This window comes from Chryseobacterium sp. CY350, assembly GCF_027945075.1.
GTDB lineage: Bacteria > Bacteroidota > Bacteroidia > Flavobacteriales > Weeksellaceae > Chryseobacterium.
In genome coordinates this window covers 1,581,609-1,602,076 of record NZ_CP116034.1, presented here as the reverse complement: position 1 = coordinate 1,602,076, position 20,468 = coordinate 1,581,609, and the positions used below count along the sequence as shown (strand labels likewise).

Below are 20,468 nucleotides of genomic sequence, written 5' to 3'. Positions count from 1 at the left end.
GTTTTTGAAGTAATAATTAAATAGCTACCATGAAAATAGCATTAGTCGGATATGGGAAAATGGGCAAAATTATTGATGAAATTGCCACCAAAAGAGGTCATGAAATTGTTGCCCGTTTAAAAGAAACGCCAACTGCAGAAAACCTCAATAATCCGGATGTAGTTATCGAATTTTCTCTTCCCGAAGTAGCATTTAATAATATTAAAACCTGTTTAGAAAATAAAATTCCTGTAATTTGCGGAACCACAGGTTGGCTCGAAAGAAAAACTGAGATTGAAAATATTGCTGTTCAGAACGGTACAGCATTTTTATACGGTTCAAATTTTAGTTTGGGAGTGAATTTATTTTTTGCTTTAAATGAAAAGCTGGCAGATCTGATGAAAAATGTTAACGAATATTCTTGTCAGTTAGAAGAAATTCATCACATTCACAAATTAGATGCGCCAAGCGGCACTGCTATATCTTTGGCGGAAGGAATTATAAATCATAATCCGAAATTCGACGCATGGAAACTTGAAGAAACTCAGGATAAAGAGTTGGGGATTTTTGCCATTCGTGAAGACGAAGTTCCGGGAACGCACAGTGTTTTTTACAGAAGTGAAGTTGATGAAATTGAGATAAAACACACGGCGTACAATAGAAATGGTTTCGCTTTAGGAGCAGTGGTTGCTGCAGAATGGATTAAAGGTAAAAAGGGAAATTTTACAATGAAAAACGTTTTGGGACTTTAATTTTGTAACAAAACATCAACTTTGCAAACTAATAATAGAAATTTGTAGATGACTCAATTTTCATTACAAATTATTCTTTACTTATATTACAGATTAGGCACAAAAATTTATGAATTATTTTTTAACGTACGCAGTTTATGTTCTCGTTTTATCAGTATTGATGGGGATTTCCACTTGGGAGCTGTTCAAAAAAATGGGGTATAGTCCGATATTGGCTTTTGTACCTTTTTACAATTATTTCGTTATTTTAAAAGAAACAAAACATCCTAAATGGTGGTCGATTTTATCGTATTTGCCGATCGTTGGTCCCATCATGATGTCTGTTTTTCATTTATATTTAATGAGAAAATTTGGAAAAACTCTATTTAAAGATCAATTTCTAACGGTTGTTCTTCCTTTCATCTACATGGCGACAGTTAATTATTCTAAAGATGCTGAAATAGAAGATGAAAACGATTTATATTTAACTGAAGAAGAAAAAAACTCAAGAAAGAAAGATACTTTTGCAGGTTCTATTACTTTTGCAGTTGTTTTTGCAACAATCATTCATGTTTTTTTCACACAGCCTTTTGGAATTCCTACCGGTTCGATGGAAAGAACGCTTTTGGTAGGTGATTTCTTATTTGTCAATAAATGGAGCTACGGTTACCGACTACCGATGCGCCCTTTAGCAATTCCTTTTTTACAAGGTACCATTCTTGATACAGGAGAAAAGGGAAATCCGAAAGACGATCCGAAATCTTATGTAGAAGCTGTAAAATTGCCTTATGAAAGAATATTTCAGTTTAATAAGCCTCAACGAAATGATGTTGTAGTTTTCAACTATCCTCGAGATTCTGTACATACATCAATCGACAGAAGAGATCCTTATGTAAAAAGATTGGTTGCTGTTGCAGGAGATACTTTCGAAATGAGAAACGGAAGACTTTTTGTGAATGGTAAACCTGAGACTGTTTTGGGCGATCAGGAAGTTCAGCATTCTTACACCGTAAATACAGGAACTCAGCTAGATATTCCTGCTTTATACAATACGTTCGGATTCTTACCTGTAAGAGAAAATCAAACCAACACTGGTTTTGAATACATATTTCAAGGTTTGACGGATAAGACAGCAAAAGATATAAAAGCTTTGCCCAACGTTGTTGATATGAAAGAAAATATCTTTCCAAAAGACTCCGGAACGGTTTCTCATAAATTGAACGCTGAAAAAAATGCTTACACGAAAAGTATAGATACCACGCAATCTATTTTCCCAATCAACAAACCTTGGAATCAGGATTTTTATGGTCCGCTGAAAATTCCTAAGAAAGGAGATATAGTGGCTGTTAATCAGGAAACATTACCAGAATATCAATGGATAATTTCCGAGTATGAGCACAACAAACTTGAAAACAAAAACGGTAAGATATTCATCAACGGAAAGGAAACCAATCAATATACAATTCAGCAGGATTACTATATGATGGTGGGAGACAATAGAGATGCTTCATTAGATGCGAGATTTTTCGGTTTTGTTCCTGAAGAAAATATTGTTGGAAAGCCGATGTTTACATGGATGAGCGTTCAGGGAGCATTTAAAGATTCAAGCTCTTCTTACCAGGCGCCATTTAAAATTCGTTGGGATAGAATGTTCAAAGCAACAAATACTGGTGAAGCCAACAAAACTTCTTATTGGTGGATCGCAGCTATGATTCTTGTACTTTTCTTTGGCTGGGAGTATTTTGTTAAACTTTTCGGAAAGAAAAAGTCAGAAGAAGATTTATAACTAAATTTGTAGAATAAAAATAAAATGAAGTATTTGAAAAAGTACTTCATTTTTATATATAATAACAATGAAGAAAGTATTATTACCGGTATTTTATTTACCACCAATCTCATGGTTTTCAGTTTTTTTAGATCCTGAAAATGACGTTGTTTTTGAGCAATACGAAAGTTTTCCGAAACAAACCTACAGAAACAGAACCAATATTTACGGAGCTAACGGTAAGCTGTCGCTTATTATTCCTATCAATCATACAGGAAAAAGGGAAATGAAAGATATTGAAATTTCTTACAGAGAAGACTGGCTGAAAATTCATTGGAAATCTATAAAAAATGTGTATCAAGGTTCGGCATACTTTGAATATTATGAAGATAAATTTGAAATTCTTTATGAGAAAAAAGAAAAATATCTTTTAGATTTTAATTTGAAAAGTATAGATATTATTCAAAAGATCTTAAAAGTCGAAAAGGCACAATCTTTGAATGAAGAGTACATCAGAAATCCTTCTGAGATTAATTTTCGAGAAAAATTTTCTACGAAAATACGGACAGAATTTCAAATGGAAGAATATTATCAAACATTTACAGATAAATATGGTTTCTTAAAAGATTTATCAATAATAGATCTTGTTTGTAACAAAGGACCGGAATCTGTGACTTATCTTAAAAATATTAAATAATTCTTATATAATGAAGAAAATAGTATTAGCTGCTGTCTTTTTAGCAGGATTCAGTTCTACTTACGCACAGGATGCAAAGGCTGCGGCTCTTGATCCGAAAGAAGATAAAGATCTTATGACGTGGTATCATAAAGATTTTGCTACATCTAAGGTTTATGGAGTAAATACAGCAAACGCGTATCAATATCTTGAATCAAAAGGTCTGAAGCCTAAAACAGTTGTAGTGGGTGTTTTAGACAGTGGAGTTCAGGTTGATCATCCTGGTCTTGTAAAAAATATGTGGTCTAACCCGAATGAGGTTCCGGGTAACGGAAAAGATGATGACGGAAACGGATATATTGATGACATTCACGGTTGGAATTTTATAGGTGGTAAAAATGGTGATATTGATGTAGACAACATGGAAGTAACAAGAGTTGTGGCTAAATATAAACCAATTTTTGAAGGCGATGATTCTACAAAAAACAAAGCAAATCAGGCCAAAATGCCGGAAGAATTTGCAATGTACATGAAGTCTAAAGAGATTTATTCTAAAAAAAGTGTAGAAGCTAAACAGGGTTTTCAGACTTATACAATGATTACAGAGCTTATTCCTAATATGGTAAAATTATTAGGTGGAAAATCTGTAACTCCCGAAAATATTGCAGCAATCAAAACCCCTACAGATCAGAAAGATGCAATTGCTCTAAATATTCTGACCCAGGTTTCCAGAAGTCCTGAATTCGCGGGGAAATCATCATCAGATTTTGAAAAAGCAATGAGAGCGCAAATGAAGGAAGCGATCGATGAGACCGGACCTTCTTCAAAACAGTATGACATCACTTATGATCCTAGAAAGGAAATTGTTGGTGATAATTACGATGACTACTCAGAGAAAAATTACGGAAACAACCATTATGAAGGTCCGGATGCAATGCACGGGACTCACGTTGCGGGAATTATAGCAGGAGCTCCTCAAGGAAAAGAAATTCAATATGGAGTGGCTTCTAAAGTTGCGAAAATAATGTCTGTAAGAACTGTTCCAAATGGTGATGAGAGAGATAAAGACGTTGCTAATGCAATAAAATATGCAGTTGATAATGGCGCAAAGGTCTTAAATATGAGCTTTGGTAAACCTGTTTCTCCGGGTAAAAATGTTGTTTGGGATGCATTTAAATATGCCGAAGATAAAGGCGTTCTTCTTGTGAAAGCTGCGGGGAATGAAAATGAAGATGTTGCAGAACATTTAGCATATCCTACAAATTTTAAGAATATAAGTGATGCAGCTCCTTTTGTAAACAATGTTTTAGTTGTTGGAGCAAGTACAAACAAGAATGATGCTTTAAGAGCAGGATTCTCTAACTACAACAAAAAAATGGTAAATGTTTTTGCTCCAGGAGATCAAATTTATTCTACCGTTCCAAAAAATGAATATAGATACCTTCAGGGTACATCAATGGCATCACCAGTTGTTGCAGGTGCCGCTGCAGTATTGTTAGCGTATATGCCAAATCTGAAGCCGGCACAAATCATTGAGGCTTTGGTGAAGACGAGCAATGCGAGTACAGAAAACGAATTTGGTGAAAAGTCTCAGGCTGGAGGAGTTATTGATGTGAGAAAAGCGGCTGAGTATGCTTTTACTAACTTCTACGATGGAAAAACGACAAAGGTGAAGAAATCTACAAAAACAAAAAAAGCAAAAAAATAAAATCATTTTTTTATTGATTGAAATGGAAGCCCGATATATTCGGGCTTTTATTTGTGGTTATTTTAATTTGGCACGGTTTTTTGTATTAACTTTAAGAATAATAAACAACAATATAAAAATCCATGATTTGGCATATTTAATCAATTCTCAAATCAGTTTTTATATTACAAAAAAATATACAATATGAAAAATTTAGTACTTGCAGGGATGTTGGGAACATCACTTTTCGCAGTATCTTGTTCCTCAGTTAAAAAAGCAGGAGACGCACAGAATAACAGATCAGAATTTTTGAAGATGAAAGGCGACTTTCAGATTGTTAGCATCGAATACGATAAACAGTACAAAATAAAACCTTTTGATGAGGGAGCAGATGCTCAGTGTTTTGTGGGCAGTCATTGGAGATTTATTCCGAATAATTATACAGGAGCATACACACTAAATGGTGGTGGAAGCTGTCCGGCACTCACGCAACCAATAAAATTCGAAGTAAAAGGAGGCAATACCTTTATGTTCAAAAAAATTCAGGACGGTACTAAAGCTAAACAAAATACGGCTGGTTATACAATGAATGTCATCAATATGACTACAGATCAGTTTGCTTTAGAACAAAATGTACCATTTGACGGAAGCACCGTGAGAGTGGTTTACAATTTCGAAAGAACCGGAGTGAAATAATTTAAACAATAAAATAAACATTATGAAATTTAATAAAACATATATATCAGCATTTTTCTTATCATCAGCATTATTACTTACAAGTTGTGAGGCTGTACAAAATTCTAATCATCAGCAAAGAGGTACCGCAGTAGGAGTTGCTTCTGGTGCAGTATTGGGTGGTATTTTGGGAAATAACGTAGGGAAAGGTAAAAATGCAGCGTTAGGTGCTGTTTTAGGTGGAGTTATCGGTGGTGTTGCAGGTAATGTTATCGGAAATAAGATGGATAAGCAGGCTAAAGAGATTAAAGAAACTTTACCGGGAGCTGAAGTAGAAAGAGTAGGTGACGGTATTAAAATTACTTTAAATGAAAGCATCGTAACATTCGCATTCGATTCTTCAGATCTTACTTCTTTAGCAAAAACTAATCTTGATAAACTAAATACTATTTTGGTTAATAATCCGGACACAAATATCAATATCTACGGTCATACAGACAGTAAAGGTAGTGATGATTATAATCAAAAACTTTCTGAAAGAAGAGCAAATTCTGTAAGATCATATTTAATATCTAAAGGAATTTCTTCAAACAGACTTTTTGCATTAGGTGAAGGTGAAGCGATGCCAGTTGCGTCAAATGATACCGATGCCGGTCGTGCGAAAAACAGAAGAGTAGAATTTGCGATTACCGCAAACGAAAAAATGATTAATGACGCTCAACAAGGACAATAATCATTAACATACAAATATTATTATTAAAAACCGCCGAGGCGGTTTTTTTTGTATTTATAGGCAACATTTTTTTACATAAAATTCACTATTTTTGCATTTGAAATAACATAAATGAAAAAATATCTAAAATTACTTCGCGTAGAACAATGGGTTAAAAACCTTTTTGTTTTTGTGCCTTTGTTCTTTTCAGGTAATATTAAAAATTTAGATTTACTGAGCAAAAGCATTTTCGCATTCATTATTTTCTCGCTTGCAGCCAGTATTGTTTACATTCTTAATGATTATAATGATATAGAAGCAGATAGGCAACATCCGGAAAAAAGGAGACGACCAATGGCAAGCGGCGCCATATCAAAATCTAAAGCACTATCAATTTTAGGAATTCTTGTTGTTATCGACATCGCTTTAATCTTCTTCGCTCAGTTTTATTTTAACGAAATTCTCTGGAAATTTGCGACAATCATTGGGATTTATTTTATATTAAATCTTGCATATACCTTTAAGCTAAAGCACGTTCCGATTATTGATATCTTTATTATAGCTACTGGTTTTGTACTGCGAGTTCAGGCCGGCGGATATATTACGGGTATTTTTATTTCACAATGGGCGACATTACTTACTTTCGTTCTAGCTTTAGTTTTAGCGATCGGTAAAAGAAGAGGGGAGTTAATTAACGCTCAGGTTTCGGGGAAAACAAGAAAAGCTCTTGATGGGTACAATGTACAGTTTGCAGATATTGCACTTTCTATCTCAGTAACGCTGGCAATCGTTTGTTACCTCATGTTTACATTGTCTCCTGAGATTCAGCTAAAACTACATAAGGCCGTTTTTTACACCGTAATATTTGTCGTTTTTGCTTTTTTAAGATATTTGCAGCAGACATTGGTTTACAACAGAACCGAATCTCCAACAAAAATTGTGTATAGAGATCGTTATATTCAGGTTACCTTAGTGCTTTGGGTTGCCGCATTTTTAATTCTTATTTATTTTAAAAAATGAAATTACGCAGACTGAAAAAGATAATCGTCAAGGAAAGTTATGTGGGAATTTCATCTGAAATAACAAAAATACAAAACAACAGATGAAGCCAAATTTCATACAAAAAGTGACCAATTGGGGCAATTTTCCGATTGTGGAAAAAGAAATGAGGTCAGAAGACAGCTTCAGAAAAATAAAGGAGTTTGTGCTGGATCATAATGAAGTCATTGCAAGAGGAAACGGTAGATGTTATGGCGATGCTTCATTGGGTGAAAATATATTTTCTACAAAAAAATTAAATAAATTTATAAGTTTTGATCGTTTAAATGGTGTTATAGAATGCGAATCCGGAGTGCTACTTTCTGAAGTTCTTGAGATTTCTGTTCCGCAGGGCTACTTTTTATATGTAACTCCTGGTACAAAATTTATTTCTGTGGGTGGCGCGATCGCTTCAGATGTTCACGGAAAAAATCATCATGCTGAAGGTTGTTTTTCGGAATATGTTCTGGAATTTAAGTTGATGGTAGAGAATGGTGAAATCATCATTTGTTCCAGACAAGAGAATTCGGAGAAATTTTGGGCAACTATCGGCGGAATGGGACTTACAGGAATCATTCTTTCAGCTAAATTTAAACTCAAAAACATCGAAACTGCATATATTCGTCAGGAAAGCATCAAAGCTGAAAATCTAGATGAAATATTCAGGCTTTTTGACGAAAGTGAAAGCTGGACGTACACCGTTGCGTGGATCGACTGTCTTCAGAAAGGAAAAAATATAGGAAGAAGTATTTTAATGCGAGGCGAACATGCATTTCGTTACGAGTTACCTGAAAATAAAAATAAAAATCCGTTAGTTTTAAAGAAGAAATTTTCTCCAACAGTGCCGTTTTATTTTCCGGGATTTGTTTTAAATGCTTTAACTGTAAGACTTTTCAATTTTTTATATTATAAAAAACAATCGAAGAAAGAAGTAAAGAACTTTACCGATTATGAAACGTTTTTTTATCCTCTGGATGTGGTGAATGACTGGAATAAAATCTACGGAAAATCAGGATTTATTCAATATCAAATGGTTATTCCTAAAGAAACAGGAAAAGGAGGGATGAAGAAAATCCTTGAAACCATTGCCAATAGCGGAAACGGATCTTTTTTAGCAGTTTTGAAGCTTTTTGGAAAAGACAATCCCGAAGCTTACAACTCTTTTCCGGTGGAAGGCTACACTTTGGCCTTAGATTTTAAGGTAAATTCAAAATTAAAAAAGCTGATAGATCAATTAGACGAGATCGTGGAGGCATTTGGCGGCAGAATTTATCTGACCAAAGATAGCATGAGCAGATCTTCATTAACAAATTATCTCACAAATGTGCAAAGCTCAAAATTTGTTTCTTTACAGCACAAAAGAATTTTAAATAATACGAAATGATAGTTCTGGGAAGTACATCCGAAGTAGCGCAGGCTTTTGTAGAAAAGGCTTTGCGGGAAGGAGAGAGGTTTGAAAGAATTTATCTTTTCACCTCTAATAAAGAAACAACAGAGCGGTTTGCGAGGCATATCGACGTGAAGTTTCTACAGGAATCTGAAATTATTGAGCTCGATCTTACAAAAGAAATTAACTATCAGAATTTTGATTATATCACTTCAAGTCTGTTGTTTTGTGCAACCGGATATTTAGGTGAAGGAACTGATGAAGGTCTTTATGACAATAAAAATACACAGCGTATTATTGATATTAATTATTCTAAACTTGTACCAATTATTAATTATTTTGCTCAGAAATTTGAGAGCAGAAGATCGGGTACAATTATAGGTCTCTCATCGGTTGCAGGCGAAAGAGGAAGGCAGAGTAATTTTATATATGGTAGCGCAAAAGCTGCTTTTACTGCATATTTAAGTGGATTAAGAAATTATCTTTTTGATAAAAAAGTACATGTAATGACGGTAAAGCCAGGCTTTATGGCAACGAAAATGACGGAAGGTTTACCACTGAATCCGAAATTAACGGCTACTCCAAAGCAGGCTGCAGATTGTATTTACAACGCATTCAAAAAACAAAAGAATGTGACATACGTTTTACCGATTTGGGGCGTTATAATGATGATTATCAGAAATATTCCTGAGTTTATTTTTAAAAAATTAAAGCTGTAAATAGACGATGAAAAAATTGTATTGTTTTGATTTTGATGGCACTATTACCTATAAAGATACGATGTTTATGTATCTAAAATTTTACAACCCGTCGAGATTCCGGATGCAGTTTATAAAACATATTCCGCTTTTCATTTTATTAAAATTAAAACTTGCTGAGACTGAAAAAGTGAAAAAGAGTTTCATTGGTTCAATTTTGAAAGGTCAGTTGCAAACTAAAATAGAGGAAAAGTCTAAACAGTTTTTCGATGAGCATTATCCTAATATTTTAAGAGAAAATGCTCTTGATTTTATCAATAACATCGACAGAGAAAACACCGCAAGTCTTATTGTGACAGCTTCTCTGGATATCTGGGCAAAACCCTTCGCCGAAAAACTTCAAATGAACCTCGTTGCCACTCAAGCCGAGTTTAAAAATGGAGTTTTTACAGGAAACTTTATCGGTAAAAATTGCAACGGAAAAGAGAAATTAGAAAGGATAAAAGCTGAAATTACTGATTCTAAATTTGATAAAATCATAGCGTTCGGTGATACTTCCGGAGATAAATATATGCTAAAGTGGGCAAATGAAGGTCATTATCAATTTTTTCACTAATTTTGAGAGATAAATATTTGATATGAATAAACTTCTTATGTTGCTTTTGGCACTCATCATGAGCTGTACAAACGCCTCGTCACAAAAGTCAGGAGATATGCAGAAAAAAGGGGAGATTTTAGCCTCCGAATCTCAGGGGGGAGCGGAAAAGGCTGGTTTTAAAATTATAAAAGATCAGACCGAAATTAAAAGTACGATCACGGAAAATTTTGGAAGAGCAGGAATGCAGCCTGTAATGGAGATACCTGTTTTTCGAAAAGATAAGAAGTTTGTTTTATATAATTTAGGAACTTTCAATTCCGGAGAGCACAAAGTTTCAGAGATAAGAAGCATTTCTGTTAAAGATAATGTTTTATTTGTTGAAATTCCTGAATATCAATCAGGAGGAATGGAGATTCAGGTAATGTCTAATCCATGGTTTATTTTCTCGGTTCCTTCGAATTTTCAGTTTACTTCAGTAGAATTAAAATATTCAAAATAACAATGAATAAAATATATTTAGATAACGCTGCAACGACGCCTCTTTCAGCAGAAGTTATTGATGCTATGGTTGAGACCATGAAAATGAATTTCGGAAATCCTTCTTCAACACACAGTTTTGGTCAGGATGCTAAAATTCTTATCGAAAACGTGAGAAGGCAAATCGCAGAATATCTTCATGTAAGTCCGGCAGAAATTATTTTCACGTCTTGCGGAACAGAATCGAATAATATGATCATCAAATCTGCTGTCGAGCATTTAGGAGTTGAAAGGATTATCAGCTCGCCGATGGAGCATAAATGTGTTTCTGAGAGTATTCTTGATATGAAAAAGAGAAAGGGTGTTGAGGTAGCATATATCCGCCCGAATGACAAAGGAGATATTGATCTGGATAAACTTGCAGAGCTTTTAAAAGCTTCTGATAAAAAGACTTTGGTAAGTCTGATGCACGCAAATAATGAGATCGGAAATATTATAGATATTAAAAAAGTTGCTCAGATCTGCAAAGAAAATAATGCATTGTTTCATTCTGACACGGTGCAGACAATGGCACACATGAATTTGGATTTCTCTGAAATTCCTGTTGATTTTGCTTCTTGCAGTGCACATAAATTTCATGGCCCAAAAGGAATCGGTTTTGCATTTATTAGAAAAGCAAGTGGGTTGAAAGGCATAATAACTGGTGGGCCGCAGGAAAGAAGTTTAAGAGCGGGTACAGAAAATGTGAGTGGAATAGTAGGTTTGGGTAAAGCTCTGGAGATTTCACTTAACAATATGGATGCGTATACAGAGCATATGCAGAATATAAAACAATATACAATTGATAGGGTATCAGAAGTAATTCCTGGCGTAAAGTTTAATGGAAGAAGTGCTGAACAGGCTAATAGTCTGTACACATTGATCAGTATTCTATTACCATATAAAAATCCGTTGATCGGTTTGCAGCTTGATATGAAAGGAATTGCCGTTTCGCAGGGAAGCGCATGCTCTTCTGGTGCTTCAAAACCTTCAATGGTGATGATGATGGTGCTTTCTGAAGATGAGATGGATGATTGCACTCCGTTGAGAGTTTCATTTAGTCATATGACGACGAAAGAGGATATTGATATATTTGTCAATGCTCTGCAAAAGATTTCAAAAGATTTAATCATAGAAAATGCAAATGTTGAGCATAGATAGGCTTATCAGTAAAAAATTGTAATTTTGATCTCAATATTAAACAGAATATTAATAATTAAAAGATAAAAAAATGGCTTTAGAAATTACGGACAGCTCGTTTCAGGAAACAGTTTTAAAATCAGATAAACCAGTATTGGTAGACTTTTGGGCAGTATGGTGCGGACCGTGCAGAACGTTGGGACCAATCATCGAAGAAGTAGCATCAGATTTCGAAGGAAAAGCTGTAGTAGGAAAAGTAGATGTAGACAACAATCAGGAAATTTCTATGCAGTATGGAATCAGAAATATCCCTACAGTTCTTATTTTTAAGAATGGTGAGGTAGTAGATAAGTTGGTAGGTGTAACGCCAAAAGAGGTCATCGCAGAGAAACTAAGTGCACACTTATAAAAAAAATCACTTTGATAATGAATGCTTTCCGCTTTGGGGAGCATTTTTTTTTATAAAATACTTGCAGATTCGCTTTAAAGTTGTATTTTTGCAACCACAATAACGGAAGATATTATCTGAAGTTGCTGTAAAAGATCCGGTAGTTCAGCTGGTTAGAATGCCGCCCTGTCACGGCGGAGGTCGCGGGTTCGAGTCCCGTCCGGATCGCAAAAAGTTTTCTCAATTTACTTTAAAAAAATTGATCCGGTAGTTCAGCTGGTTAGAATGCCGCCCTGTCACGGCGGAGGTCGCGGGTTCGAGTCCCGTCCGGATCGCAGAAGTTTTCTCAATTTACTTTAAAAAAATTGATCCGGTAGTTCAGCTGGTTAGAATGCCGCCCTGTCACGGCGGAGGTCGCGGGTTCGAGTCCCGTCCGGATCGCAGGATGATTTTCAGATTTCATCAAAACCCCTTAAAACGAATGTTTTAAGGGGTTTTTTATTTGTCAATTTTTCGTTAAAAGGTAATATTAAGCAATTTAGGAGGGGCTAATTCGAGACCAGTTTTCGAAAAATCAAAATTGGTCCCTCGACTTTTAAAATTTTACTTCTCTTTTGGGTGAGCATATTTTTAAAAATCCAGAATCTCGAGGGACCTATGGCAAAATTGGTCCCGAATTGAGCTAAAATTGGTCCCGAATTAAGTGTTAAATTTAGTCTTATTTACCATTTAATTATTGATTTTTGAATTTAATTAATCATATAGTAGTGATTTGTATTTTCAATTTAGCAAAAATCGAGGGACCAACGACAAAATTGGGCTCGAATCGACAAAAAATTGGTCCCGAATAAAGAAAATTGAAGCCAAGAAGAGATAGGTTAAGGCCTTTTAATACAGAGAATTTTGTTTATGTAATAATTTGTAGATAAAAAAATAGTAAAAATTCATTTTAATCTATAATTATCTAATTATGAGTACGCATTTATCCATTCTTTTCCTAATGAAAAGATCAAAGATTTCATCAAAAGGGCTATGTCCTATTCACTTACGTGTGACCTTTGATGGGAAGAGGCTTGAAATTACAACCGGCAGATTTATTGAACCCGACAAATGGTGCATTGAATCCGGTAAAGTTAAAGGGAGATCGGCTGATGTCCGAGAAACTAATACCTATCTTGATATTTTAAGATCTAGAGTCTACTCTATACAAAACGAGCTGATTCAATCAGGAGAGACCATATCCGTTGAAGAGATCCGAAATAAGCTAACTGGGGTAGAAGACAATAAAAAACTGCTTCTGGTAATCCTTAATGATCATAACCTTAAGATGGAACAGTTGGTAGGGAATGAATATGCGAAGGGAACATTAGTTAGATACAAAAGCTGTTATCGTCACTTAAAAAATTTCCTGAGAATCAAGTATAATGTATCTGACATTGATATTTCCAAAGTCAATCTCGAATTTATCAATAATTTCGAGCATTATCTAAGAACCAAGGAAGAAAACCCGTGCAGTAATAATTCTGCAGTTAAGTATATTAAAAATTTAAGTAAGGTGATCCGTATCTGTCTCGCTAATGAATGGCTTGACCGAGATCCTCTGATTGGATATAAATCGAAATACACGGAAGTTAACAGAAAATTTTTAGATGACGCAGAGTTGAGAAAAATTGAACTTAAAGAATTCAATATCGAGCGTATGGAGATTATTCGTGATATGTTTGTTTTCAGTTGCTATACGGGTTTATCTTTTATCGATGTTCGCAATCTTACAGCAGATAACATTGGAGTAGGAATAGATGGTCGAAAATGGATATTTACTGCACGTCAGAAAACGAAAATCGCATCAAATATACCCTTGTTAGAAAAAGCGGAAAAAATCCTTTTTAAATATAAAGATTATCCGATGGGAGGTCATAGAGCAAAAAAGTTATTGCCAATTCCAGTCAATCAAAAAATGAATGCTTATTTGAAAGAAGTAGCTGATCTCTGTGGCATATCAAAAGAATTAACCTTTCATATTGCGAGACATACTTTCGCGACTACAGTAACTCTTTCAAACGGAGTATCCATAGAAAGTGTAAGTAAAATGTTGGGACATAAAAGTATAAAAACAACGCAGATTTATGCTAAAATTATGGATCGAAAGGTGAGTGATGAGATGGATTCATTGAGTAATTTACTGGAAAGAAAGGAAAAATCCTTTAAAAATATTTAATAAAAAACCTCATTGAAAATTTCTGTTTCTTCGTGCTTAACCAAACGAAAGGTAAAGCACGAAGAAACCCGAAATTTTTCGGGTTTCTATTATTTACAGTATTCCATGATCAGCAAAAGAAAAATGTGAATCAGAGGTTAAAATAAAATGGTCTAACAGATTCATATTCAGAATTTGTGCAGCATCTTTAATCTTTCTTGTCATTTTGATATCACATTCCGATGGTTTAAGATTCCCTGAGGGGTGGTTATGAGAAATAATAATTCCTGACGCATTACATAAAAGTGCAGCCTGCATTATAATTCGTACATCGATTAAGGTGGATGAGATTCCAGATTCAGAAATTTTCTTAATTCCTAAAACTTTGTTTGCTTGATTGAGATAGAGGGCAAAGAATGATTCTCTATAATCCATTTCATCAGCGTCAAAATGCTCTCTGAAAATACCTACCGCATCAACCGACGATGCAATAGATTTCTCACAATTACCGTTTCTTGAATAGCTCAATTTGATTTCGTTAACAATGTTGAATTTCATCTTTTTTGCTCCGAGTACGGCAGAGACTTATATTTCCCGCACTTAAATAAAAAAACTGTTGATTGCAGATTGAAGGAAATTTTGACCTTTTCTTTTTTTTCGACTGATTGTAAATCCAAATCAAATGATCTATAACTTTGAGAATCATAGGGATCAAAATTTCAATGAACTGCATTTGCATCTTGTGAGGTTTCTGACTTTTCTATGCAGATTACCATTCAGGCAGGCACAAGGAAAACTGCAATCAATTCCTTGAAAGCCATAAGAGAGAACATTGATAAAGCTTGAAATGTTTTTGCGGAGGTTCTGTCATCTCCGATTACGGATACCCAAAAAGATTTTTTTCCGAAGGGACAACGGAATATATTTGCTATCGAAAATCGGATAGCCTTACATGTAAAATTGAACTTTGAGATTCCTTCCAGTGATTCATGTGTATAGGAAAAATTACTGTGAATTATACCAATGTCAATCAAATTCAGTGATGGCTTAAAATTTGTGAACTATTGAAAACCCAAAATTATTTAAGCATGAAAATAACGACTGATATCAGATATGACTTTCTTATTCATACAGGATTGATTAAACACGTTGAGGTTGTTATAGAAAGAAAAAGAAACGCAACGGTGAACTGTCCGCTGTACAATATAAACCTTTTGAGGTGAATATATTAGATGAGCAAAGTACGGAAAATCATGAACATATCATCGATTTTGACCTTGCTGAACAAATCATAATACAGTTCTTCGATGGCACAGTGAAGACCTATGAGGATGATGCTGCATAATTATAAGATCATAAAATCCAATTAGTATCTAACATTTTTTTCTGATAAGCATTACTAATTCAATATATAATCGAATTCCTTGTTTCCTCTTTTGAAAGTGATCTTTTTTGAACCATCTTTTGCCAAATAATTTAATATTGTACAAAACTTACTTCGCTTACTTCACTGGTGTTAAGTTCCTCTATTTTGATGATCTGATCATGAAACTTAAGTATTTTATTATCTGGCTCCTTCCAGAAAAAACAAAGCTCGATTTGGTTTTTATTTACATACTTTAATTTTTGGTAGAGTAGCATACCTTGATTTTTTCTCATTTATGCCCAAAGCAATTTCACTGATCAAAAAATTAAAAATAAAACCATTTTCTAAAATGATCTTGTTACCGATATAGGGTACAATTTCCTCTCTATTCCGAACCATCAAAATGGTAACAATTAAAAAAAAATCCCTCGGTACTCCGAAAAGGTAGTGATTTAATCTGCCGTCCATTGATAAACTTTGCTTCAACAAAATTTAGAAATATGGTCACATTATCCCTACTCACCAAAGAAGATTTGCAGGAGTTTAAAAAAGAACTTCTCCAAGAAATCACCAGTTTACTCGAGAACAAAGGTCCTATTCAAAAACAATGGCTCAGAACTTCAGAAGTCAAAAAACTTCTAAATGTATCATCCGGCACTCTGCAAAACTACAGGGTTAATGGAACGCTGAGCTATAAAAAGCTGGGTGGAAGTCTGTATTACAGTCATGACGAGATCCAGAAACTCATGCAGTCAAAATAAGTATAACAACCACAAAAAAGGAAAAACGATGCATATCGAAAGAACAGAATTTATCGTATGGATGGAGAGAATTATGGAAAGATTTGACATCCTAAAAGAGTCGATTGCCAGAAAGCAATTACAAAGTACCGAGATAGACGGAGAACAGTTGTTGGATAACCAAGACGTCCTTCAACTCCTAAAAATAAGCTCAAGATCATTGCAGCGATATCGGTCAGATAAAAAGCTGCCGTACTATACGATCAGTGGAAAACTCTACTACAAGAAATCGGATGTTGATCAGTTCATCCGTAACAATTTCCACAGTGCTGTGCGGATTACAGAGAAAGGTGATGACAAATGATTCCTATCGCTGCTCAAATTCACTTAATGGTCTAAAAGACCGGTAATTTCGGACACATATTAACATACAATACAAACAACAATTATGAGCGAAGCAGATGCAAAGAAAATCCCCGACTTAGAAGAACTGTCTGATATTTTATTGGTTCACAATAAGAAAAGAATGAAGATTGAGGCCGTCACCGGAATTGATGAAAAAGGTCAACTGAAAACGGTTGCTCCCAGTAAAAGAAATCAAAACCAGTTTATGAGGGTTGATAAATCCGGTGACCTTTTTTCAAATTTCTTTTCCAACTTTTTCAGTCAGTTGAAAAATCCAACGCAGTTCTCCTTTTTTAAAGTTCCGGCAGCAGAGGCAGAAGCCAAAGCCAAGGAACTGCAACAAAAGGTAGATCACCCAACCAAGGAGAGCACTTCACCACTTGATATTACAGAAGTACAATTACCAAAAACAGATACAACAGAAATAACTCAAAATACAACCAAAATGGAAGCAAAAGAACCCACCACATCAAACAATGAATACCGTTACAAACCTGAACAGATCGATTGGGACACCATGTCCAATTTGGGGCTCAGTAAAGAGCGTCTGGAAAAATTAAATATTTTAGAACCTTTATTAAAGGGCTATAAAACCAATGATCTCATTTCGATCAGTCTCAACTTTGAGGGCGCCATTACCAAATTGGATGCTAGACTTTCTCTGCAACAGAACGAAGAAGGAAAAGTAACGATGGCCATTCATGGCATCAGAAAGGAGCCGCAACTGCACTTTCCATTTTTCGGACACCAGTTTACAGAACAAGACAAGAAAAACCTGTTAACAACCGGTAACATGGGAAGAGTAGTAGAATTACAAAATTTCAAGACCGGCGAACCTATTCCATCGATTATTAGTGTTGACCGATTAACCAATGAGTTGATTGCTTTGAAGACCCAATACATCAAAATCCCTGATGAACTCAAAGGCGTCCAACTTAATGATCAGCAGAAACAAACTTTGCTGGGTGGAAAGCCTCTATACATTGAAGGAATGATTTCCACTAAAGGGGATCCTTTCAATGCTACCGTTCAGTTTAATGCCGACAAAAGATATGTGGAGTTTCTGTTTGACAGAACCCAGCATAAGCGTCAAACTCAAACAGAAACTCAAATCCGGTCAAAATCTCAGAATCAATCTCCAACCTCAGTTGCTGAAGCTCCTCAAGTATTCAGAGGAAAAGAACTTGACCATGAGCAATACAGTAAATTCAAGGCAGGAGAAACGGTTTATATCAGCGGATTGACAGACAGCAAAGGAAAAGAATATCAGGGCTACATCACTTTTAATCAGGAGACTGCTAAAACAGAATTCTCCTTTACCAATCCTACTCAATTAAGAGAAAAGGCAAAGCCATCTGAGGATCACAAAACCCAGACTGCAGTAAATACAGACGGTAAAACGAATGAAGCGACCAAAAACATCAAAGAACCACTTCAGTCTAAACAAAAAGAGCCTGTGAATAAACAACAGGAAGATCAGCAGAAAAAAACAACCCGATCAAAAGGTCGCAGAGTCTAAGGATTAAAATTTTCTTTGCTCATAATCATTTTATCAATCCATTACTATTACGACCAATCACTATCCATTAATCATTATATATTATGAAAGCAATCATCGCAGAAAAACCAAGTGTCGCCAGAGAAATTGCCCAGCTCCTTCATGTCACGGAACAAAAAAACGGCTATCTGACCGGAAACGGTTATTGTATAACATGGGCACTGGGGCATCTGGTCACATTGGCCATGCCGGAAGATTACAATATCAAATCTTTTCACAAAAAATCTCTTCCCATTGTTCCTGACCCTTTCATACTAACCCAAAAGAAAATCAAGAAAGAAAAATCTCATCAGCTTGATCCAGTGGCAACAAAGCAACTTAAAGTGATCAAAGAAGTTTTTGATCAATGCAGCAGTATTATTGTAGCAACTGATGCCGGGCGGGAAGGAGAACTCATCTTTCGGTATATCTACGATTTCTTAAAATGCACGAAACCATTTGAAAGACTTTGGATCAGCTCATTAACTGAAAAAGCAATCGCTGTGGGGTTCAGGAATTTAAAACCGGGCAAAGATTTCGACGGATTGTATGAAGCCGGAAAAGCAAGAAGTGAAGCTGACTGGCTGGTGGGCATTAATGCTTCTAAGGCTTTGAGTATTTCAGCGGGGGATGAGGTGTATTCATTAGGAAGAGTCCAAACACCCACCTTGGCATTGATCTGCAAAAGATTTCAAGAGCATCAGAATTTCACCGAAAAAAAATACTGGCAGATTCAGCTATACCATCGGATAAATTATCTTGATTTTAAGAGTCAGTCCTCGAATCGATGGGAAGATAAAAAATCAGTTGAACATATTTTAAAGTCGATTGAGCGGGAAGGAAAAGCTGAGGTGACCGATGTTCAAATCAAATCGGTTACGGAACCTGCTCCTTTGCTTTTTGACCTGACTGCTTTGCAAAAAGAAGCCAACCGCAAACTTGGATTTTCAGCAGATGAAACTTTACAGATCGCTCAAAGTCTGTATGAAAAGAAATTCATCACGTATCCAAGAACCGGTAGCCGATACATCCCTAAAGATATATGGCCGGAAATACCTGAACTCATAAGAAGCCTGAACAATCATGTAAAATTTAAAGATGGAATCTCCCATCTGAAATTTGGAAACTTTAACAGACGAATAGTTAATGATCTTAAGGTGACCGATCATCACGCCTTGTTAATTACCGGTAAAATTCCATCATCATTATCTGCTAAAGAAAATTCCATTTACGACATGATTGCGTTCAGTCTTTTGGAATCACTGTCTGATCACTGTCTAAAAGAGCTGACCCAGGTTAATTTACAAGTAAATCACTATGAATTTCTATCAAAATCTGTTACCATCAAACAGCAGGGCTGGCGAGCAGCGAGAGGTATTCTCTGGGAGGACGAAAACCATGGTAATGGTGAGCAATTCAACGACTTTCCTCAAGTAAAGATCGGAGATGTTTTTAAGTTTTCAAATCCGGAAATTTTGGAAAAAAAAACTCAACCGGTAAAATTATATACAGAAGCTGATCTTTTATCAGCAATGGAAAATGCAGGCAGACTTATTGCAAACGAAGAAGAACAAAAAGCCATTCAAAATACAGGAATTGGCACCTCCGCTACCCGAGCATCGATTATTGAAGTCCTCCTTAAACGACAGTACATTGAGCGACGAAACAAACGAATGATTCCGACTCAAAAAGGATTGCAGGTATATGATTTTGTTAAAGATCAGAAAATTGCGAATGTACAGATGACCGCAGAGTGGGAGGTTGCATTACATGAAATCGAGCAGGGAAACCTTGATCCAAGCCTATTTCTTCATAGGATTAGGGCATATACTTCTCAAATTACAGAGGAACTTTTAGCCACTGACATTCCGAAGGAAAGATTACCCTTGTTGATCTGCCCAAGGTGTAAAAGTCACCCTTTGTTCATCAATAAAAAATTCATCAAATGTTCTGATGAAACCTGTTCATGGATTCAGTTCCGCACCATTTGCGGTGTTCAGCTCTCTGTGAATGATATTAGTTTACTTATATCCCAAGGTAGAACACCACTCATAAAAAATATGAAAAGCAAAGGTGGTAAAAGATTCGACGCCATCATCGTTCTGCAAGATGACCAAACGACGAAATTTGAATTTCCGGATAGAAAGAAGAGAAGCAGATAAGCTTCCATAAGATACAAGAAGACAATCACTATAACATCGATATGTTGTTCATATTTTTCTGTTGTTTTAGA

20 protein-coding genes and 3 tRNA genes are annotated in these 20,468 nt (G+C 35.4%); 22 read left to right on the top strand and 1 reads right to left on the bottom strand.

The features are described from left to right. Positions 1-29: 29 nt before the first annotated feature. The 17 genes from dapB to PGH12_RS07250 all read left to right on the top strand — a co-directional run bounded on the left by dapB (position 30) and on the right by PGH12_RS07250 (position 14,208). Positions 30-731: a 4-hydroxy-tetrahydrodipicolinate reductase gene (gene dapB, locus PGH12_RS07330; protein ID WP_267597516.1), complete on the top strand. Its 702-nt coding sequence runs from the start codon at positions 30-32 to the stop codon at positions 729-731. A 109-nt stretch (positions 732-840) separates the two neighbouring features. Further along, a complete protein-coding gene (gene lepB / locus PGH12_RS07325; protein WP_267597515.1) occupies positions 841-2,496 on the top strand; it encodes a signal peptidase I in 1,656 nt (551 codons plus the stop codon). A 67-nt stretch (positions 2,497-2,563) separates the two neighbouring features. Continuing rightward, a complete protein-coding gene (locus tag PGH12_RS07320; protein WP_267597514.1) occupies positions 2,564-3,172 on the top strand; it encodes a WbqC family protein in 609 nt (202 codons plus the stop codon). A gap of 10 nt (positions 3,173-3,182) precedes the next feature. Next, positions 3,183-4,859, top strand: coding sequence for a S8 family serine peptidase (locus PGH12_RS07315; RefSeq protein ID WP_267597513.1), 1,677 nt, complete (start codon positions 3,183-3,185; stop codon positions 4,857-4,859). 183 nt (positions 4,860-5,042) lie between these two features. Further along, on the top strand, positions 5,043-5,534 hold the full coding sequence (locus PGH12_RS07310; RefSeq protein ID WP_267597512.1) for a lipocalin family protein: 492 nt from the start codon (positions 5,043-5,045) through the stop codon (positions 5,532-5,534). 22 nt (positions 5,535-5,556) lie between these two features. After that, on the top strand, positions 5,557-6,246 hold the full coding sequence (locus tag PGH12_RS07305) for a YiaD family glycine zipper/OmpA-like lipoprotein (RefSeq protein ID WP_267597511.1): 690 nt from the start codon (positions 5,557-5,559) through the stop codon (positions 6,244-6,246). 111 nt (positions 6,247-6,357) lie between these two features. Continuing rightward, positions 6,358-7,245 (top strand): decaprenyl-phosphate phosphoribosyltransferase, encoded by an 888-nt coding sequence (locus PGH12_RS07300; RefSeq protein ID WP_267597510.1) that lies wholly within the window; start codon positions 6,358-6,360, stop codon positions 7,243-7,245. Positions 7,246-7,327: 82 nt separating this feature from the next. Next, positions 7,328-8,647 (top strand): FAD-binding oxidoreductase, encoded by a 1,320-nt coding sequence (locus PGH12_RS07295; RefSeq protein WP_267597509.1) that lies wholly within the window; start codon positions 7,328-7,330, stop codon positions 8,645-8,647. Next, positions 8,644-9,369: an SDR family NAD(P)-dependent oxidoreductase gene (locus PGH12_RS07290; protein ID WP_267597508.1), complete on the top strand. Its 726-nt coding sequence runs from the start codon at positions 8,644-8,646 to the stop codon at positions 9,367-9,369. Before PGH12_RS07295 ends, PGH12_RS07290 begins: the two co-directional genes overlap by 4 nt. A gap of 7 nt (positions 9,370-9,376) precedes the next feature. Further along, positions 9,377-9,964, top strand: a complete 588-nt coding sequence (locus tag PGH12_RS07285; RefSeq protein WP_267597507.1) for an HAD family hydrolase — start codon at positions 9,377-9,379, stop codon at positions 9,962-9,964. Positions 9,965-9,986: 22 nt separating this feature from the next. Then, positions 9,987-10,445, top strand: a complete 459-nt coding sequence (locus PGH12_RS07280; protein WP_267597506.1) for a hypothetical protein — start codon at positions 9,987-9,989, stop codon at positions 10,443-10,445. A gap of 2 nt (positions 10,446-10,447) precedes the next feature. Continuing rightward, positions 10,448-11,623, top strand: a complete 1,176-nt coding sequence (locus tag PGH12_RS07275; protein WP_267597505.1) for a cysteine desulfurase family protein — start codon at positions 10,448-10,450, stop codon at positions 11,621-11,623. Positions 11,624-11,693: 70 nt separating this feature from the next. After that, positions 11,694-12,011: a thioredoxin gene (gene trxA / locus PGH12_RS07270; protein WP_034741495.1), complete on the top strand. Its 318-nt coding sequence runs from the start codon at positions 11,694-11,696 to the stop codon at positions 12,009-12,011. Between the two features lie 133 nt (positions 12,012-12,144). Further along, a tRNA-Asp gene (locus PGH12_RS07265) sits at positions 12,145-12,218 on the top strand. A gap of 33 nt (positions 12,219-12,251) precedes the next feature. After that, a tRNA-Asp gene (locus PGH12_RS07260) sits at positions 12,252-12,325 on the top strand. 32 nt (positions 12,326-12,357) lie between these two features. Further along, positions 12,358-12,431, top strand: a tRNA-Asp gene (locus PGH12_RS07255). 529 nt (positions 12,432-12,960) lie between these two features. Further along, a complete protein-coding gene (locus tag PGH12_RS07250; protein WP_267597504.1) occupies positions 12,961-14,208 on the top strand; it encodes a site-specific integrase in 1,248 nt (415 codons plus the stop codon). A gap of 93 nt (positions 14,209-14,301) precedes the next feature. On the opposite strand, the gene PGH12_RS07245 is transcribed toward PGH12_RS07250, so the two are convergent. Further along, positions 14,302-14,745, bottom strand: a complete 444-nt coding sequence (locus PGH12_RS07245; RefSeq protein ID WP_267597503.1) for a JAB domain-containing protein — start codon at positions 14,743-14,745, stop codon at positions 14,302-14,304. A 530-nt stretch (positions 14,746-15,275) separates the two neighbouring features. Here PGH12_RS07245 and PGH12_RS07240 point away from each other — a divergent pair. The 5 genes from PGH12_RS07240 to PGH12_RS07220 all read left to right on the top strand — a co-directional run bounded on the left by PGH12_RS07240 (position 15,276) and on the right by PGH12_RS07220 (position 20,397). Continuing rightward, on the top strand, positions 15,276-15,410 hold the full coding sequence (locus PGH12_RS07240) for a hypothetical protein (RefSeq protein WP_267597502.1): 135 nt from the start codon (positions 15,276-15,278) through the stop codon (positions 15,408-15,410). 643 nt (positions 15,411-16,053) lie between these two features. Then, entirely contained in the window at positions 16,054-16,314 is a 261-nt protein-coding gene (locus PGH12_RS07235) for a helix-turn-helix domain-containing protein (protein WP_267597501.1), read from the top strand. Between the two features lie 28 nt (positions 16,315-16,342). Beyond that, the gene (locus PGH12_RS07230) at positions 16,343-16,657 is read left to right on the top strand and encodes a helix-turn-helix domain-containing protein (RefSeq protein WP_267597500.1); all 315 of its coding nucleotides are present in this window, start codon (positions 16,343-16,345) and stop codon (positions 16,655-16,657) included. Between the two features lie 84 nt (positions 16,658-16,741). Further along, on the top strand, positions 16,742-18,217 hold the full coding sequence (locus tag PGH12_RS07225; RefSeq protein ID WP_267597499.1) for a DUF3945 domain-containing protein: 1,476 nt from the start codon (positions 16,742-16,744) through the stop codon (positions 18,215-18,217). A gap of 83 nt (positions 18,218-18,300) precedes the next feature. Then, on the top strand, positions 18,301-20,397 hold the full coding sequence (locus PGH12_RS07220) for a type IA DNA topoisomerase (RefSeq protein WP_267597498.1): 2,097 nt from the start codon (positions 18,301-18,303) through the stop codon (positions 20,395-20,397). Positions 20,398-20,468: the final 71 nt, after the last annotated feature.

Excerpts from the sequence above, each read along its gene's own strand:
- dapB (WP_267597516.1), top strand. The coding sequence starts at position 30 with ATGAAAATAGCATTAGTCGGATATGGGAAAATGGGCAAAATTATTGAT.
- lepB (WP_267597515.1), top strand. The coding sequence starts at position 841 with ATGAATTATTTTTTAACGTACGCAGTTTATGTTCTCGTTTTATCAGTA.
- PGH12_RS07320 (WP_267597514.1), top strand. The coding sequence starts at position 2,564 with ATGAAGAAAGTATTATTACCGGTATTTTATTTACCACCAATCTCATGG.
- PGH12_RS07315 (WP_267597513.1), top strand. The coding sequence starts at position 3,183 with ATGAAGAAAATAGTATTAGCTGCTGTCTTTTTAGCAGGATTCAGTTCT.
- PGH12_RS07310 (WP_267597512.1), top strand. The coding sequence starts at position 5,043 with ATGAAAAATTTAGTACTTGCAGGGATGTTGGGAACATCACTTTTCGCA.
- PGH12_RS07305 (WP_267597511.1), top strand. The coding sequence starts at position 5,557 with ATGAAATTTAATAAAACATATATATCAGCATTTTTCTTATCATCAGCA.
- PGH12_RS07300 (WP_267597510.1), top strand. The coding sequence starts at position 6,358 with ATGAAAAAATATCTAAAATTACTTCGCGTAGAACAATGGGTTAAAAAC.
- PGH12_RS07295 (WP_267597509.1), top strand. The coding sequence starts at position 7,328 with ATGAAGCCAAATTTCATACAAAAAGTGACCAATTGGGGCAATTTTCCG.
- PGH12_RS07290 (WP_267597508.1), top strand. The coding sequence starts at position 8,644 with ATGATAGTTCTGGGAAGTACATCCGAAGTAGCGCAGGCTTTTGTAGAA.
- PGH12_RS07285 (WP_267597507.1), top strand. The coding sequence starts at position 9,377 with ATGAAAAAATTGTATTGTTTTGATTTTGATGGCACTATTACCTATAAA.
- PGH12_RS07280 (WP_267597506.1), top strand. The coding sequence starts at position 9,987 with ATGAATAAACTTCTTATGTTGCTTTTGGCACTCATCATGAGCTGTACA.
- PGH12_RS07275 (WP_267597505.1), top strand. The coding sequence starts at position 10,448 with ATGAATAAAATATATTTAGATAACGCTGCAACGACGCCTCTTTCAGCA.
- trxA (WP_034741495.1), top strand. The coding sequence starts at position 11,694 with ATGGCTTTAGAAATTACGGACAGCTCGTTTCAGGAAACAGTTTTAAAA.
- PGH12_RS07250 (WP_267597504.1), top strand. The coding sequence starts at position 12,961 with ATGAGTACGCATTTATCCATTCTTTTCCTAATGAAAAGATCAAAGATT.
- PGH12_RS07245 (WP_267597503.1), bottom strand. The coding sequence starts at position 14,745 with ATGAAATTCAACATTGTTAACGAAATCAAATTGAGCTATTCAAGAAAC.
- PGH12_RS07240 (WP_267597502.1), top strand. The coding sequence starts at position 15,276 with ATGAAAATAACGACTGATATCAGATATGACTTTCTTATTCATACAGGA.
- PGH12_RS07235 (WP_267597501.1), top strand. The coding sequence starts at position 16,054 with ATGGTCACATTATCCCTACTCACCAAAGAAGATTTGCAGGAGTTTAAA.
- PGH12_RS07230 (WP_267597500.1), top strand. The coding sequence starts at position 16,343 with ATGCATATCGAAAGAACAGAATTTATCGTATGGATGGAGAGAATTATG.
- PGH12_RS07225 (WP_267597499.1), top strand. The coding sequence starts at position 16,742 with ATGAGCGAAGCAGATGCAAAGAAAATCCCCGACTTAGAAGAACTGTCT.
- PGH12_RS07220 (WP_267597498.1), top strand. The coding sequence starts at position 18,301 with ATGAAAGCAATCATCGCAGAAAAACCAAGTGTCGCCAGAGAAATTGCC.